Origin of the sequence: Dehalobacter sp., assembly GCF_030063005.1 — a bacterium.
Lineage (GTDB): Bacteria > Bacillota > Desulfitobacteriia > Desulfitobacteriales > Syntrophobotulaceae > Dehalobacter > Dehalobacter restrictus.
Genome location: NZ_JAPDHR010000015.1, coordinates 298,089 through 314,459 on the forward strand (window position 1 = coordinate 298,089; position 16,371 = coordinate 314,459).

A 16,371-nucleotide genomic window follows, 5' to 3' on the forward strand; every position below is an offset into this window, starting at 1 on the left:
TTCCACAAATTAAGCTCGGAGGGATGCTATGACCGAGCATATTATGGGAAATCTGCTTATTATCGGCGGAGCAGAAGACAAGGAAAAAGACTGTAAAATTTTAAAATATTATTATCGCGAGGCAGGAGAAAAAAGATCCAGGATATGTGTTATTACTGCAGCTTCAGAGGACGGGGAGCAGGCGGGGATCATTTATAGAGACCTTTTTATGAAGTTTGGCTGCTCAAATATAGACGTGATTGCCATTCAAGACAGAGCGTCTGCCAATGTAGGTGAAAATATTGAAAAGATCGTTCAAGCCAGCGGTATTTTCTTTACAGGGGGGGACCAGCTCAGGATCACAGCGATGATCGGCGGAACTGCAATGGGTATGGCCTTGCAGCATCTGTATGAGCAAGGGGTTATTATCGGAGGGACCAGTGCCGGAGCATCCGTAATGTCTGATACAATGATCATCGGCGGACAGGGAGATACGCCTGGTGAAGACTTAATTCAGATGGCCCCCGGACTAGGACTTTTGAAGGGTATCATTATTGACCAACATTTTGCCCAAAGAGGAAGGATTGGACGGCTAATGACGGCTGTCTCCTTAAATCCGTACTTCTTAGGAATCGGAATTGATGAAGATACATCTGTCCATATCAGAAATGACGGGAACTTTCGGGTGATCGGGCGCGGAACAGTACTTATTACCGATGCTTCATGTGCAGTAATCAGTAATGTGGATGACTTAAATAATGGAAAGCCTCTGGCCCTTGCCCCGGTCAAAGTACACATTTTGAGTGAAGGCTGGAGATTTAATATTACTGAACGGACCAGCTTTCTGAGTGAGGCTGAAGGATTCAGTATGAATCATTCGGAGCTGTCTAAAAAGGAAATGAAACAGGAGGCTACATCTTCATGAGGATACATCAGGTGAAAGCAATTGAAGGTGCAAACTTTTTCAGTTACAGGCCCGTGATCCGTGGAATCGTCAGTATTGCCGAATGGCAGGGGAAAATGACCCATGAGCTTGGCGATTTCAATCAAAGATTGTTAAAGGCGCTACCTTCACTTGCCGACCATACCTGTTCCCGTGGAAAACCCGGAGGGTTTGTTGAAAGACTGGAAGAAGGAACATTGCCTGGACATGTACTGGAGCATGTCAGTATAGAATTGCTGACGTTAGCCGGAGAAAAAAGCCGTTACGGCAAAACGCGTGTTCTGGTTGAAGAAATGGAAGAATATGAGGTGATCTATGAATATGAATGCAAGGAAGCAGCGATTGAGGCACTTTATGCTGCAGCCGGTTTTCTCAACCAGCTGCGCTATGGGGAAGAGCCGAATGCTGAGCCGTTGGTTGCTCAATTAAAAAAACTTCGTTCAGCGTATATGCCCGGGCCGTCCACGCAAGCCATTCTTCAGGCTTGCCTTGACAGAGGTATTCCTTACGATAAGCTCGGGGATGGAAATCTTTATCAGCTTGGCTATGGCCGTCTGCAAAAAAGAATACAGGCGGCGATGACAAGTGGAACGAGCTGCATCGGAACAGATATTGCATCAGACAAACAGCTTACGCGGCTAATACTCAGTGAGTCTGCCATACCGGTTCCACGCGGAAAGATTGCTTCTTCGGAAGAGGAGATTCTGAAGCTGTTCCGACAATTTGCCAGCAGTGTGGTTATAAAGCCATGTCTGGGAAATCAAGGGAAAGGTGTATCTCTCAATTTAACGAAGGAAAGTGAGATTGTTAAAGCCTGCCGCCTGGCGCAGGTCTACAGCACAAAGGTGATTATCGAAGAATACATCAAAGGAAACAACTACCGGCTTCTTGTTGTTGGGGGCAAATTGGTGGCGGCGGCCAGGAGAAGACCGCCGATGGTTGCCGGAAACGGCAAATCGAGCATTGAAGAACTGATCGAACAGGAAAATAACAATCCTCTAAGGGGAACGGGGCATGAAAAGTATTTATCAAAAATTGCGGTTGATCCCATTCTTATTTTGGATCTCAGCCGGCAGGGATTTTCGCTGAAATCTGTTCCACATCTTGGAGAAAAAGTCGTACTCCGGCAAAGTGCGAACCTCAGTACCGGATCAACGGCAGTGGACGTGACGGGTTTGGTGCACAGGGATAATGCTGAGCTGGCTGTTTACGCAGCAAGCGTACTGGGACTTGATATTGCCGGGATAGACTTTATTCTGGGAGATATCAGGCATTCTTACCGGGAGCAGGATGGCAGAATTATTGAGGTCAATGCAGCTCCGGGTTTAAGAATGCATTTGCTGCCCAGTGCCGGCCAAAGCAGGAATATCGGCAGGGATATTGTCAATATGCTCCTTCCGCATGGAAACGGCAGAATCCCTATTGTCTCGGTGACAGGAACCAATGGCAAGACAACTGTCGTCCGTCTTTTAAGTAAGATGCTCCGGAAACAGCAGTTAACGGTAGGGATGACATCCACGGAAGGAATCTATATTAATGACAGGCTGCTCAGCAAGGGTGATCACAGCGGACCTGCCAGCGCCCGGACTGTTCTGAGACACCCCGATGTCCAAGTTGCAGTCCTGGAAACAGCCAGAGGGGGGATTTTACGGGCAGGTCTCGGTTATGATTATGCGGATGTTGCGATTATCACAAATATTTCTGAGGATCATCTCGGTCAATACGGTATTGACAATATTGAGGATTTGAGCAAGGTGAAGAGTCTGGTTGCTGAAAGAGTACAAAAGCATGGTTTTGCCATTCTGAATGCGGATGATCCTCAGGTTGTGAACCTGGACCAAAAAACCAGTGGACATGTTATTTATTTTAGTACCGAAATCCAGAACAGAAGAATCTGTAAACACCTGGCGTTTGGAGGGGTTGCCGTGGTCGCAGATCAGAAGAAGATATGGATTTATCAGGGGACCTGCGGCTCAACTGTTTGTAACCTGAACAAAATCCCGATTACCTGGGGAGGAAAAGCGAGGCATAATGTTCAAAATGTCCTGGCAGCTGTTGCAGCTTGCTATGCGTTGGGATATAATGCTCAGCAAATCAGGAGGGCGGTAAGCGGCTTCGGGCAAAATCCTGAAGATAATCAGGGAAGGCTCGAATATTATGAAATGGATGGCTTTAAGGTAGTTCTGGATTACGGTCATAACCCTGCCGGTATTAAAGAGGTTGTCCAAACACTTCAGATGATTGGGCACAAGAGGATTGTGGGGTGTATCGGCTTGCCCGGTGACAGAAGCGACGCCACAGTAAAACAATTTGCCAGGGAAGCTGCCGCAGGATTTGATCTGCTGTATATTAAGGAAGATGCAGATCTGCGAGGCAGAAAATCAGGAGAAATTGCGCATATGATCTATGAAGAGGCTTTAAGTGAAGGGAAAAAGGCAAGTTCAATGAAGATCATTCTTAAGGAAGAGGAAGCACTGCGCGAAGCTCTGGCAAAAGCCAGAGAAGGAGATATTGTTGTGATCTTTTATGAAAAAGCAGAGCCGTTAAGAAAAATCATTAATGACCACCTCAATTTAATCCTGCCGGAAATAAGAAATTTGGCGGATTAGAATATTTTTCTGGCAGGATGAGGGTGTAATACGCTATAATATTAGGAAAATAATTCTATCGTATCAAAGGTAAAAGAACTTGGTAAATATGAAAGAAAATTCTGTGGTTGTTTTGGCACCGGCCAAGATAAACCTCGCGCTGGCTGTCAATGATATCAGGACTGACGGATATCATAGTCTTGAAACGGTCTTCCAATCTGTGTCTCTATTTGACCGGGTTGAAATCACACTTCAAGGTGACGGGATATCTTGCCTTTGCGGCGAATTAAGCGGCGAAAAAAATCTCGCTTATCAGGCTGCCGGGCTTTTTCTGGATGAATATAAGGCCAGGACATCAGGTGTAACTCCCGGAGCTGAGATTAATATCGAAAAGCATATTCCGTTGCAGGCGGGGCTTGCCGGGGGAAGCAGTGATGCCGCAGCTGTTCTTATAGGACTGAACAGGCTACTGTCAAATCCTTTCTCTTATGAACATTTAGTGGGACTGGCTAAACAGTGTGGTTCGGATACGGCATTTTGTCTGCTTGGAGGAACAGCATGGGGGGAAGGGACCGGTTCTGAACTCAAAGAACTTCCCCGGGCGCCCGAGATGGATATCATCCTGGTTAAACCGGAACAGGGAGTAAGCACTGCAGATGCATATCGATTGTTTGATAAACGCGCTGAATTTTCGAAGCTCAATCAAAAAAAATGGGTGAGTGTTCTAAGTGCTGCCAGGATTGATATGATTGGCAGAATGCTTTCCAATGATCTGGAGAATGTTGTTTTTGATCTTGTCCCTGAGATTTCTGTCTTAAAACGGTGGCTGCTGGAAGGAGGCTGCCTTGGAGCTCTGATGTCCGGAAGCGGGTCTACACTGTTCGGAGTCGTAAAGGATCATGGTCAGGGAGAAAAGATGCGCAAGGTTCTGGCTGAGAAGGGTTATCATCAAACCTGGTTAGTAAAAACGATCGGTTCTCGAAATATTAAATCTGGAGAAAAGGAGTGATTTTTGGTGGAAAGACGTTTAGTACCGGTAAAACTTGACAGTTATAAACCTCTGAGGGAAATTGTGCTTGAGGCTCTACGGGAGGCTATCGTCAGTGGAGTCCTGGAGCCGGGAGAACGCTTGATGGAAATCCAGCTGGCGGAAGAAATGGGCGTAAGCCGTACACCTGTAAGAGAAGCGATCCGTAAACTTGAACTGGAGGGCTTTGTGGTCATGGTTCCGCGAAGGGGCGCTTATGTGGCAGGAGTCTCTCATAAGGATGTTAAAGACGTATTTGAAATCCGCGCAGCCCTGGAAGGACTGGCAGCAGGACTCGCCGCCGAGAAGATTACAGAAGAAGAAATTGACGAGATGGAGCGGATTTTATATTATGAAAAAATGCCTGATTCTCTGGATGTTATTGTCCAGTCCGATATAGACTTCCACGCTCTTTTGTATAAGGCAAGCCGGAATGAAAGGCTGATTCAAATTCTTGCAAACCTGAAAGAGCAGACACAGCGGTTCCGGACAACATCTTTGGCAGTTCCGGGAAGGGTTAAAAATACGATTCAGGAACACCGGGCGATCATTGATGCTGTGGCAAGGCATGATGTGGAAGAAGCGCAAAAGCTTGCAGCGGCGCATATTGAAAATGCCGGGAATGTCATGTTTGAAGCTTTAAGGGGCATGTCATCGAGCCGTAAAAGCGAATAACAGTTCCTGCATAGTGTTTTATGAGATAAAATAAAAGAGATGATTGCATGAAAAGAATTGAAAGAATGATTGCGTTAACAGAAATCCTGATTTCCCACCCGAATGAGCTTTTGACTTTAGGTTTTTTTGCCGACCGTTTTGATACTGCGAGATCGACCATCAGTGAAGACCTGGTCGCGATTAAAGAAAGTTTAACGCTCACGGACAAGGGAAATTTGGATACAATCTCAGGAGCGGCCGGAGGTGTCAAGTATTTGCCCGGAATCGGCAGAGAAGAAGCAAAAGACTTCCTGACATCTCTTGCCGGAAACTTAAATGCGGGCGACAGAACGCTTCCTGGCGGATTTCTTTATATGTCTGATATTCTCTATAATCCTATCATTGCCAGGAAATTAGGGCTTATTTTTGCGAGCGTTTTTCGGAAAAGAAGTCCTGAAGCCGTGATAACGATTGAAACAAAAGGGATTCCGCTGGCCCTGATGACTGCTGATGCGCTGGGTGTACCTGCTGTTGTGGTGCAGCATGGCAATAAAGTGACGGAAGGTTCTTCGGTTAGTATCAATTACATATCCGGTTCCTCCAAAAGAATTCAGACCATGTCTTTAACCCGCAAGGCTTTGGGTACCGGGAAAAAAGTACTGATCATTGATGATTTCATTAAAGCCGGGGGCACAGCCAAAGGGCTGATCGACCTTATGCAGGAATTTGATGCCAAAGTCGTAGGCCTTGGCATTTTGATGGAAGACACACTCTGGAATAACTCAAGGCTAGTCGAAGACTACCTTGCTCTTCTGCAGCTGGAAATCGATTCTTCAAAAGGCAGGACGTTTGTCAAGGCAAATGACCCAAAAATGATGTAGAATATTTTGAATTGGAAATTTTTTTTGTTAAAAAGAAGGAGTTTTTTGCCAAATAGAGAATAAAAAAAGAAGATTTTTCTGGAGGCGAAAGAGAAGGGTGGTGATTCTCAGCATGGAGATTACTGACGTCAGAGTCCGAAAGGTAAATGCCGAAGGCAAGATGAAAGCAGTCGTATCGGTTACATTTGACAACGAATTTGTTGTTCACGATGTAAAAGTGGTTGAAGGGACGAATGGTTTATTTGTGGCGATGCCCAGTCGAAAGACCCCGGAAGGCGATTTTCGCGATATTGCCCACCCGATTTCATCTGCGGCAAGAGAAAAAATCCAGACTAAGGTACTGGAAGAATACGGAAAGGGCATTGAATAATATTTGATTCAGCTGAGGAGAGACCATCATTTGAGAGGTCTCTTTTTTATCATATTAAATAAATCTGCAATAATATAGGCGGAATACAAAAAAATATCTGTAATTTCTTTTTATTCTTGGCAATAATTCGTTATAATAATGAAGTACAACTATGCGAGTATCTGCTCATCAATCATAGGATATTTTAAGGTTGATAAGGTACTTGATCACTTTGGAGGGTAAATAAGGAAATGTCTCATTTTACAGCAGTCATTTTGGCTGCGGGAAAAGGTACCCGTATGAAATCGGAATTACCAAAAGTGATGCACACGTTGGCTGGCCGTCCGCTGATCGACCACGTTCTGGAGAAGGTTGCAAAACCGGGAATTAATGATGTTATTACGATTGTCGGTCATGGCCGCGAAATGTTGTGGGAACACCTTGGGGAACGAACCAGGGTGGTTGTTCAAGAAGAACAATTGGGCACAGGTCACGCCGTGATGCAGGTATTGCCATTGATCGATGAAGACAGTAGCATTCTGGTCTTAAGCGGGGATCAGCCGCTTTTAGCCGGGCATACGCTTCAGTCATTAATGGAGATTCACCAAAAGACGGGCTCTTCAGCTACAGTACTCACGGCGGTCATGGAGAATCCTTCTGGTTATGGAAGGATATTGAAAGAGGACAATGTTTTTCAAGGCATTATCGAAGAAAAAGATGCAGATGTTTTGCAAAAAGGGATTAAGGAGATCAATACAGGCACCTATTGTTTCAACGGAGCAGCCTTAAAATTTGCGCTTCAGAAGATTACACCTAAAAATGCCCAGGGCGAGTATTATCTCACTGATGTCTTTGATATCCTACTTTCGTACGGTCAAAAAATTGAGATCTTTTGTACGGACGACCCGTCAGAAGCTTTAGGCATTAATAATCGGGTTCAGCTGGCTGAAGCTGAGGATATCTTGTATGATCGAATCAGAAAATACTGGATGATGGAGGGAGTAACGATCATCAATCCTCCATCGGTTTTTATAGATGCGGAAGTTGTTCTTGGGAAGGACGTCATCCTTAATCCTTTTACAATGATTAAAGGAAATACCAGGATTGAAGAAGGCGCAAACATTGGCCCCTCGACAACACTGATCAACTGTGTTTGTCAGAAGGGATGTCAGATCGAACACTCTGTTGCGCGAGACGCGGTGATCGGAGAGAATTGCCTTGTGGGACCGTATGCTTACCTGAGACCCGGAACGGTTTTGGGTAAAGAGGTTAAAGTTGGTGATTTCGTAGAAATTAAAAACAGCATCATTGAAGAGGGAACCAAAGTCCCTCACCTGAGCTATATTGGCGATTCCAGGTTGGGCAAAAATGTGAACATAGGTGCAGGAACGATTACCTGCAACTATGATGGCGAGAATAAGCATCAGACCATTATTGAAGACCGTGTTTTTGTCGGCAGCAATACAAACTTTGTTGCTCCGGTATCTATCGGCAAAGAAGCAGTCATCGGCGCCGGGTCAACAATTACGAAAGATGTTCCTGATCAGGCTCTGGCGATCGAAAGATCACAACAGCGAATTATTGAAAATTGGCACTTGTCCAAGAAAAAGTAGGGGGAAAATTATGGCTACGAAAGAACTTAAAATTTTTTGCGGAAACGCAAATAGGGAACTCGCGCAGGAGATTGCCGATTATCTTGGCATTTCCATGGGGGTTGCCAATGTCAAAACATTTATGGACGGCGAAATCAACATCGGAATTGATGAAAGCGTAAGGGGTGCCGATGTGTTTGTTGTTCAGCCGACCTGCGCGCCAACCAACGATAGTATTATGGAGCTGTTAATCCTTATTGATGCCTTGCGGAGAGCGTCAGCCTATCGGATTACGGCAGTGGTTCCCTATTACGGCTATGCCAGACAGGAAAGGAAGACAAAGGCCAGAGAACCGATTACGGCGAAACTCATGGCCAATCTCATAACGACTGCTGGAGCGGATCGTCTGGTGGCCATGGATCTTCATGCACCTGCAATTCAGGGATTTTTCGACATTCCAGTTGATCATCTCCCCGGAGTACCGATCCTCGCGGAATATTTTATGGAGAAGAAACTCGAAGATATTTGCGTTGTATCACCTGATATCGGAGGAGTCGGCAGGGCCAGGAATTTTGCGGAACGAATCGGGGCATCGCTCGCAATTGTGGATAAACGTCGGCCTGAACCGAATGTATCAAAAATAATGCATGTCATCGGTGACCTGCAGGGAAAAATAGCAGTACTTATTGACGATATCACAGATACCGGTGGTACGATTACCCAGGCTGCAGCTGTACTGATGGAAAAAGGAGCCAAAGAGGTCTATGCCTGTTGTACGCACCCGGTATTATCTGGCCCTGCTATCGGCATTCTCGAAAAATCCGTTATTAAAGAATTTGTCGTAACAAATACCATTCCTTTAACCCCGGAAAAGAAGATTGATAAGATTAAAGTGCTTTCTGTTGCTCCTTTATTGGGCGAAGCTATCGTTAGAATCCATGAGGATTTATCCGTCAGTAAATTATTCAGTTAGTTCTTCGGAGCACTTAGATAAGGCCGTCTTTGGGACCTTTGTCTGCATTGGTGGTGGCTTCTTCATCTTGCCCCTCGCAGAAATTATCCGTAACAGACGTGCTGATTTCTGCTGAGACAGGCTGGATTGGTTTGTCTGTATCATCCGGGAAATCTTCGCTTGTTTCAGCGTCCTTGTTCTTTTTCCAGAATCTGTTCAGATCCTGACTTTTTCGGCTTGCCTTTTGGGAAGCAACCTGGATCATGGATTTGACATTATCATTGATGCCTTTCGTAAAAAGTTCAAGTCTCTCTTCACAGTCTTTAACCACAACGACGACATCGGAACCGATGGTAAGAATATCGTCGGCTTTCAGGCTGGCTTTTCCCTTGAAAAGCCCCTCTATTTTACCTCCGGAGATATCAAGACTTGATATCATGCCATTTTCGGTATCGATATAGAACTCTTCAATGATACCGAGGGTTTTGCCGCTGGCAGTAATGACTTTTGTTCCAATGATCGCCGTTTTTTCTTTGAGAAGTTCTAAAATATCAGGTAAATTTGTCGCTTTTTCCGCCTGATTCTCAGTGCTGACGGTGATGACGTTTTCACCAATGCTGACAACCCTGTTATAAGGAATAATACGCTGTTCTTTGAAGAACCCCTTGGGGTCGACCATCAATGCGGCAACAGCTTTGGCTTTCGGGTCAATGACGATATTGCGCACAAGCCCGATTTGTTGGCCTTCTTTTAGAGAAATAATCGGCAGGGATAAAATTTTTTTACTGGGCAGCATAGGATTCCCTCCTTTTTTAAGTCTATCAAGAAAACGCTAACAGCTTTCCGACAGATCAAAGTGCAACTAAGGCTACCGCCAAAGCTTGGCGCCAGCCAAGTTTTCTAAAAAATAATCTTTATAAAATTAATCCTTGATTAATGCTGTTCTGTCTATTCAATTTATGCTTAGGACTTAAACGATATGCCGATAAGGAGAATTTATGAGGGCTGTAATCGGTCTCGGGAATCCGGGAGTTAAATATAGCGAGACAAAACATAATGCAGGATTCATGCTACTGGACAGAATTGCGGCTCAGGAAGGATTGTCTTTTCGTAATGATTTTCGCGGTAAAGTGGTTGAAATGAGAAACAAAGATGAGCGGATATTCTTTCTGAAGCCAATTACTTATATGAATCTAAGCGGTTTAGCCGTTGGGGAACTGATAAGCTATTATAAAATAAATACGCAGAATATATTGGTGGTCCATGATGATATGGATCTCCCCCTCGGCAGGATACGATTGAGGGCCAAAGGGAGTGCCGGGGGACATAACGGACTGAAATCCATAATTTCGGAATTGGGGTCACAGGATTTCTGGCGTCTTAAAATCGGCGTTGGAAGACCAAAGACAGAATTTGATGTGGTTAATCATGTACTCTCAACGTTTCCCAAAGAGGAAAAAGCAGTGTTGGATGGTACTCTGGACAGGGCACAGCGCGCTGTAGGATTGTGGATAGAGGGCCGTGGGGACGAGGCCATGAATCTATTTAACCAGGAAAAACAGTCACTTTAAATGAAGCTGAAGCGTATAACCTTAGATTGGATAGGCAAGCATATTACTTAGGAGGTGTTTTATCCTATGTATATGCTTAAAATATGCCGTTGCTGTGATACCATCGTTGGTGAACTGGAGATGGATGACGCCAGGCCACTCAGGATGGATTTTTCTGTTGAAATTAAAGGTAATGTTGCCTATACACTTTGCTCAAAATGCATGAGGGAACTGGATATCAGCCGAGTGACGTACTATCAGTAAATATGGTTTGCTCAACCCGAATACTCGGAGAACAGGTATTTTCTATCCTGACCAGAGATATGATAAGGAATGAGCCACTTTTTGCAGGAGGGCAGCACATGCCTACGATTAATGATTTTTTGTACAAAGGTTTGGATATTGGGGAAATAAGCGCTGCCTTAAGCAGAAAAGAGTCCCCACAAATGATTTACCAAATGACCGGCAGCGAAAAAGCTGCGTTTGCAGCCCAGGTCTCCTTGCTGAAGCAGCAGGCTCTGATCATCACCTATACAGATGAACAAGCCCAAAAATGGGCAAGAGATCTGGAGGCATGGCTTCCCGGAAAAAATATTATGCTTTTCCCGACAACAGAGTGGCTTCCGTTTGAAGTTTTCAGCAGAAGTCACGAAATTACGGCAGAGAGAATCCGGGTCCTGAGCAGCCTGCTCCCATTCAACCGGGAAACAGACAGCGAAACAATTGTCGTTGCGCCCGTCCAGGCGATCATGAAGAAACTAATTCGCCCGGAAAAGTGGCTGATACATTGTATCCTTTTTAAGGTCGGGGAACAGTATGCAGTTTCTGACCTTATGCGCTTATTGGTAGAGGCCGGTTATGAACGTGAAGAAACCATTGAGGGCAGAGGACAGTTTGCTTTGCGCGGTGGGATTCTCGATATTGCACCACATGACAGAGATCCTGTCAGGATAGAATTTTTTGATGAGGAAGTAGATTCTATCCGGATATTTGATTTGGAGACCCAAAAATCACTGGAAAGTATTTCTGAGGTCCTTATTGTTCCTGTTCAGGAGTATGTTATTGATACCAAAAGGCAGCAGGATCTGAAAGGGGAAATCAAAGCCAGGGCCCGCAAAGCCGTCGGTCGTTTACAGCGGCTGGATCGGGTAGAAGCGGTTAAGAGACTTCATAAAAAAGTAGAATATCTTGAAAACCGGCTGAACACGGGAATTCTTGATGAAAGCATTTATCCTTACCTTAGTCTGCTGTCCGAAGAGTATGTTCCTTTCTTTGAATGGCTCGATCAGGATTGTCTTGTATTTCTCGATGAACCGCTCCGGCTTAAGGAGCAGCTGGATTTTCAGTCCAATCAGCGTCTTACTGAATTTACGGACAACCTAGAAAAGGGAGAAGAGTTTGTTAATCCCGATCATTTATTTATCAGCTTTGAAGATTTGCTCGCTAGCGGAAAGCGTCCTTTGCTGGGCCTGTCGAATTTATTGCGGGAAATACCCGGGTTTGACCCTAAAAGAGTGACGAACATGATTGCCCGCCCTTTAGCCGGGTATGGTAAGACTTCAATCCTGGTGGAAGAGATTCAGCGGTGGAAGTCCATCGGATACATGATTGCACTTTTTGCAGGGAACGAGGAACAATCTCAGCGACTTGGGCAAGGGTTAAAGGACAGAAGCATTAATGCCAGTCTGGTCAGGATGGAAGATCCAATCATACAGGGCGGCGTTTATATTTATCCGCTTTCGATCAACCAAGGCTTTGAACTGCCTGTAAGCAAAATGGTTATTTTTTCAGAATCGGAAATATACCGAAGAGAACGAAAACACCAGGCAAAGCCCAAAAAAGGCCCAAAAGAAACAGATATTCTTTCTTTCAGCGACCTTAAACCAGGTGATTACGTTGTGCACTTTTACCATGGAATCGGCAAGTTTACCGGAATTGAAACCATTGAGGTCGATGGTATTGAAAAGGATTATTTTGCGATTCGTTATGCCGGTGAAGATAAGCTGTATGTGCCGCTTGATCAGCTGCAGCTGCTGCAGAAATACCTCGGGACAGAAGAATCAAGCACGCCCAAGCTGAACAAACTGAACGGCAATGAATGGAACAAGGCGAAAGCCAGGGCACAGAGTGCTGTTAAAGAGATGGCCATCAATTTACTTGAGCTTTATGCGAAAAGGGAAGGGGCTGTGGGATTTGCTTATCCGGAAGACAGCCATTGGCAGAAAGAGTTTGAAGACCGCTTCCCATATGAAGAAACACCAGACCAGTTGCAGAGTATTATGGAAGTCAAGAAAGATATGATGAAGTCCCGGCCGATGGACCGGCTTCTTTGTGGGGATGTGGGGTACGGTAAAACTGAAGTTGCCCTGAGAGCCGCATTTAAGGCGATAATCAGCGGCAAGCAGGTTGCAGTCATGGTACCGACGACCATCCTCGCCCAGCAGCATTATAATACGTTTAGAGAACGCTTTATGGATTATCCTGTAAAAATCGAAATGCTAAGCCGTTTTCGCACAGCCAAGGAACAGAAGCAGATCATTCAGAGTCTGAAGGACGGGTCGCTTGATATCGTGGTCGGTACCCACCGTCTCCTATCGGAAGGTGTTAGCTTCAAGGACCTGGGTCTGCTTGTTGTCGATGAAGAGCAGCGTTTTGGTGTTGCTCACAAAGAGAAGCTCAAAACCCTGAAGACCAATGTCGATGTTTTAACCCTTTCAGCTACGCCGATTCCCAGAACCCTGCATATGTCTCTAGTTGGCTTAAGAGATATGAGCGTTATCATGACGCCTCCGGAAGATAGGTTCCCTGTTCAGACATTTGTTGCCGAATTTAATGCGGATCTAGTAAGAGATGCAATACGCAGGGAATTATACAGAGGGGGCCAGGTGTTTTTTGTCCATAACCGGGTCGAGACACTGGATAGAGTGGTCAGACTGCTGAATTTGATTATCCCGGAAGCCCGTTGTGGGGTTGTACATGGGCAGATGAGCGAAAGCCAGCTTGAGAAAGAAATGATTTCCTTTTTGGAAAAAGAGAAAGATATTCTAATTTGCACTACCATCATCGAAACAGGTTTGGATATGCCGAACGTCAATACACTTATTGTCGATGGAGCGGATAAATTTGGCCTGAGCCAGCTTTATCAGCTCAGGGGCAGGGTGGGCAGGTCAAACCGGAAAGCGTATGCCTACTTTTTATACCAACCGCAAAAAATTCTGACAGAAGAGGCAGAAAAGAGGCTGACTACAATCAGGGAATTCACTGAATTTGGTTCCGGTTTCAAGATTGCCATGCGTGATTTGGAAATAAGAGGAGCAGGTAATTTTATCGGGGGGGAGCAGCATGGGCATCTTGCAAGCATTGGCTTCAGCCTTTATGTCAAGATGCTGAAAGAGGCAGTTCAGCAATTACGTGGTGAAACAGTGGAAGAAGTCGCTGAGCCAGTCATAGATATTCAGGTCAAGGCGCTCCTTCCTGATGAATATATCGTGGATAAGCAGATTAAGGCTACGCTTTACCAGAGAATGCTCGGCATTTCTAGTGAAGAACACTTAAGTGACTTTCTGGATGAACTGGTGGACAGATTTGGAAACCCGCCCGATGAAGTTGAAAACCTGGCTAAAATTATCAGGATAAGAATGAAAGCCAAACAACTGGGTCTCGAACAGGTTGCTCAGCATAAACAGAATATCTCCCTGCGGTTTGCCGCTGATCCCGGAATATCCGGAGAACAGCTGATGAGTATTGCCGCAAAATTTCCTTACCCGTTGTCATTTGCAGCTGGGGAACAAGGTAATCTTGAATTGAATCTGCGGCTTAGGGTTTCGAGTATAGAAGATATCTTTAAAGCCATATTCAAATTATTTGATATTTTAGAGGAATATGTGATGCATCCGGCAGCAGCTGCCAGGACCGTATCCGGTACAGTTTAAATTGCTTAATAAATCGTAACTTGGTATAATGACTTCATCCAGCGAAAGGGAGATAGGATTAATGAAAAAAATAACAATAACAATGATCATCATGCTGCTTGCTTCGCTGCTTATGCTCAATGGCTGCGCCAAACAGGAATTTGCAGTTAAAGTGAATAAGCAAAGTATCCCCATGACGACTTATGAAGAAAAGTTAAATGCCAGCAAAACCTATTATGAGAAGCAGGGTATGGACTTTAGCACGGATGAGGGCAAGGCCAGTCTGGAAAGCATCAAGAGTTCCGTCCTCGAAAATATTATTATGACAGAATTAATTCGACAGGAAGTTGAGAAGAATAAATGGGATACAACCAATCCAGATGTTACAAAGAAAATAGATGAGCTCAAAAGTACGCTGACCAATCAGGATTATGCAAGTTTTCTGAAAGAACAGGCGATGACCGAAGAAGAAGTGGCCAATTTTTATGCTTTTTCGTATTACGTTGGTAAAGATGTGACAGTTTCGGATCAGGAAGTCCAGCAGTATTTTGAATCGCATTACTCGGATTTTGGCGGACAGGATGAACAGGTCAAGGCCAGCCACGTTTTGGTTGCAACTGAAGCGGAAGCCAATAAAGTAATCCAGGAGTATAAGGCTGGTAAAGATTTTTCCGAACTGGCCAAGGAATATTCTACAGACACCGGCAGTAAGGATTCAGGCGGGAATCTCGATTATTTTTCCCACGGAGAAATGGTGACTGAATTTGAAGAGGCTGCTTTCAGCCAGAAGGTAGGAACCATCTCGGAAAAACCGGTGAAGACGGAATATGGCTACCATGTCATTTTGGTTGAAGACCATAAAGAGGCTGTTGTGCCTGACTTTGAAAAGGTTAAAACAAGCGTTCAGGAAGCTGCTTTGGCAAATGCCAAAAATCTGAAAGTATCAAGCTATTATTCGGAACTCAGACAAGCAGCTGAAGTCGAATACGCCGAAGAATTAAAACCGGCAGATACAACTGCTAAATAAGCAATAGGATTGTTTAATCTGATCAAACCATAAGAGGAGTAACAAAACTTCAGTTTTTGTTACTCCTCTATTTATTTATTCGTGAGTCTGCAATAGACCAAGAATATTTTGGTACAAGACAGATCGGTCATCTTGGATTATTCTTTTTTGCGTGTATGGAAAAATATGAATAATAAAGCAGTTCAAGATATATACTAAGATTGAATTAGTCGCTTTGGAAAAAGGAGGGAGAACTTAATGAAAGCAACCGGAATTGTCAGAAGAATAGATGATCTTGGCCGAGTAGTTATTCCCAAGGAAATCCGGCGGACTTTACGGATAAGAGAAGGAGATCCACTGGAGATTTTTGTGGACAGAGAAGGGGAAGTGATACTAAAGAAGTATTCGCCCATTGGTGAGTTGGGAGACTTCGCCAAAGAATATGCGGATTCTTTATTTGAATCAACAGGACATATTGCCTGTATCGGAGATAGAGATGTCATCATCGCGGTGTCAGGGGCTTCCAAGAAAGACTACCTAAACAAATCTCTTGGCGCTGTAGCCGAGCAGGCCATGGAAGAAAGGAGGACCATTTACAATACGGGAGAATCTTCTGTTTTGAAAGAAACAGAAGGAGAGGAGAAAGTCAAAGCAACAAATCAGGTCATTGCACCGATTATTGCTGAAGGCGATCCCATTGGGGTAGTCGTACTCATGTCCAAAGAACCGAACATCAAGATGGGAGATTTGGAAATCAAACTTGCTGAAACTGCAGCGGGCTTTTTAGCCAAACAAATGGAACAGTAATGTTTAAATGCAAAGAATAAAAATCAAAAAGGACTGTTAACAGCATGTTGACAGTCCTTTTCTTAATGGTGCGTGCTCAGATAAGCGCGTATTACCTAATTGGTGAAAGTCCAGTTGGGGTAAGTACCAAGG

At 44.6% G+C, this 16,371-nt stretch carries 14 protein-coding genes; 13 read left to right on the top strand and 1 reads right to left on the bottom strand.

From position 1 onward, the window contains the following. The first annotated feature begins 28 nt into the window (after positions 1-28). From OKX56_RS06045 to OKX56_RS06080, 8 genes are all read left to right on the top strand, one after another. On the top strand, positions 29-904 hold the full coding sequence (locus OKX56_RS06045) for a cyanophycinase (protein WP_025204962.1): 876 nt from the start codon (positions 29-31) through the stop codon (positions 902-904). Continuing rightward, entirely contained in the window at positions 901-3,531 is a 2,631-nt protein-coding gene (cphA, locus tag OKX56_RS06050) for a cyanophycin synthetase (RefSeq protein ID WP_025204963.1), read from the top strand. The genes OKX56_RS06045 and cphA overlap by 4 nt, the downstream gene beginning before the upstream one ends. 88 nt (positions 3,532-3,619) lie before the next feature. Next, positions 3,620-4,519 (top strand): 4-(cytidine 5'-diphospho)-2-C-methyl-D-erythritol kinase, encoded by a 900-nt coding sequence (ispE, locus tag OKX56_RS06055; protein WP_025204964.1) that lies wholly within the window; start codon positions 3,620-3,622, stop codon positions 4,517-4,519. A 6-nt stretch (positions 4,520-4,525) separates the two neighbouring features. Then, on the top strand, positions 4,526-5,212 hold the full coding sequence (locus OKX56_RS06060) for a GntR family transcriptional regulator (protein ID WP_015042331.1): 687 nt from the start codon (positions 4,526-4,528) through the stop codon (positions 5,210-5,212). A 47-nt stretch (positions 5,213-5,259) separates the two neighbouring features. Further along, on the top strand, positions 5,260-6,072 hold the full coding sequence (purR, locus tag OKX56_RS06065; protein ID WP_019224831.1) for a pur operon repressor: 813 nt from the start codon (positions 5,260-5,262) through the stop codon (positions 6,070-6,072). Positions 6,073-6,184: 112 nt separating this feature from the next. Continuing rightward, positions 6,185-6,442: a septation regulator SpoVG gene (gene spoVG, locus OKX56_RS06070; protein WP_015042333.1), complete on the top strand. Its 258-nt coding sequence runs from the start codon at positions 6,185-6,187 to the stop codon at positions 6,440-6,442. Positions 6,443-6,672: 230 nt separating this feature from the next. Continuing rightward, positions 6,673-8,034, top strand: a complete 1,362-nt coding sequence (gene glmU, locus OKX56_RS06075; protein ID WP_025204967.1) for a bifunctional UDP-N-acetylglucosamine diphosphorylase/glucosamine-1-phosphate N-acetyltransferase GlmU — start codon at positions 6,673-6,675, stop codon at positions 8,032-8,034. A 10-nt stretch (positions 8,035-8,044) separates the two neighbouring features. Further along, positions 8,045-8,986, top strand: a complete 942-nt coding sequence (locus tag OKX56_RS06080; protein WP_019224828.1) for a ribose-phosphate diphosphokinase — start codon at positions 8,045-8,047, stop codon at positions 8,984-8,986. Positions 8,987-8,999: 13 nt separating this feature from the next. Here the strand turns inward: OKX56_RS06080 and OKX56_RS06085 are convergent, their stop codons facing one another. Continuing rightward, the gene (locus tag OKX56_RS06085; RefSeq protein WP_025204968.1) at positions 9,000-9,761 is read right to left on the bottom strand and encodes a PRC-barrel domain-containing protein; all 762 of its coding nucleotides are present in this window, start codon (positions 9,759-9,761) and stop codon (positions 9,000-9,002) included. 202 nt (positions 9,762-9,963) lie between these two features. Here OKX56_RS06085 and pth point away from each other — a divergent pair, with 202 nt between their 5' ends. The 5 genes from pth (at position 9,964) to spoVT (ending at position 16,239) form a co-directional block, all read left to right on the top strand. Further along, positions 9,964-10,536 carry an aminoacyl-tRNA hydrolase gene (gene pth / locus OKX56_RS06090; RefSeq protein WP_025204970.1) on the top strand — a complete coding sequence of 191 codons (573 nt, stop codon included), beginning with the start codon at positions 9,964-9,966 and terminating at the stop codon, positions 10,534-10,536. Positions 10,537-10,602: 66 nt separating this feature from the next. Further along, positions 10,603-10,779, top strand: coding sequence for a hypothetical protein (locus OKX56_RS06095; RefSeq protein WP_167539421.1), 177 nt, complete (start codon positions 10,603-10,605; stop codon positions 10,777-10,779). 98 nt (positions 10,780-10,877) lie between these two features. Further along, positions 10,878-14,447, top strand: a complete 3,570-nt coding sequence (mfd, locus tag OKX56_RS06100; protein ID WP_287895883.1) for a transcription-repair coupling factor — start codon at positions 10,878-10,880, stop codon at positions 14,445-14,447. Positions 14,448-14,508: 61 nt separating this feature from the next. After that, entirely contained in the window at positions 14,509-15,453 is a 945-nt protein-coding gene (locus OKX56_RS06105; protein ID WP_025204972.1) for a peptidylprolyl isomerase, read from the top strand. 237 nt (positions 15,454-15,690) lie between these two features. After that, a complete protein-coding gene (gene spoVT, locus OKX56_RS06110) occupies positions 15,691-16,239 on the top strand; it encodes a stage V sporulation protein T (RefSeq protein WP_015042341.1) in 549 nt (182 codons plus the stop codon). The last annotated feature ends 132 nt before the right edge of the window (positions 16,240-16,371 follow it).

Coding starts and splice junctions, on each gene's coding strand:
- purR (WP_019224831.1), top strand. CDS start 5,260: ATGAAAAGAATTGAAAGAATGATTGCGTTAACAGAAATCCTGATTTCC.
- mfd (WP_287895883.1), top strand. CDS start 10,878: ATGCCTACGATTAATGATTTTTTGTACAAAGGTTTGGATATTGGGGAA.
- OKX56_RS06045 (WP_025204962.1), top strand. CDS start 29: ATGACCGAGCATATTATGGGAAATCTGCTTATTATCGGCGGAGCAGAA.
- OKX56_RS06095 (WP_167539421.1), top strand. CDS start 10,603: ATGTATATGCTTAAAATATGCCGTTGCTGTGATACCATCGTTGGTGAA.
- OKX56_RS06085 (WP_025204968.1), bottom strand. CDS start 9,761: ATGCTGCCCAGTAAAAAAATTTTATCCCTGCCGATTATTTCTCTAAAA.
- glmU (WP_025204967.1), top strand. CDS start 6,673: ATGTCTCATTTTACAGCAGTCATTTTGGCTGCGGGAAAAGGTACCCGT.
- spoVG (WP_015042333.1), top strand. CDS start 6,185: ATGGAGATTACTGACGTCAGAGTCCGAAAGGTAAATGCCGAAGGCAAG.
- pth (WP_025204970.1), top strand. CDS start 9,964: ATGAGGGCTGTAATCGGTCTCGGGAATCCGGGAGTTAAATATAGCGAG.
- ispE (WP_025204964.1), top strand. CDS start 3,620: ATGAAAGAAAATTCTGTGGTTGTTTTGGCACCGGCCAAGATAAACCTC.
- cphA (WP_025204963.1), top strand. CDS start 901: ATGAGGATACATCAGGTGAAAGCAATTGAAGGTGCAAACTTTTTCAGT.
- OKX56_RS06105 (WP_025204972.1), top strand. CDS start 14,509: ATGAAAAAAATAACAATAACAATGATCATCATGCTGCTTGCTTCGCTG.
- spoVT (WP_015042341.1), top strand. CDS start 15,691: ATGAAAGCAACCGGAATTGTCAGAAGAATAGATGATCTTGGCCGAGTA.
- OKX56_RS06080 (WP_019224828.1), top strand. CDS start 8,045: ATGGCTACGAAAGAACTTAAAATTTTTTGCGGAAACGCAAATAGGGAA.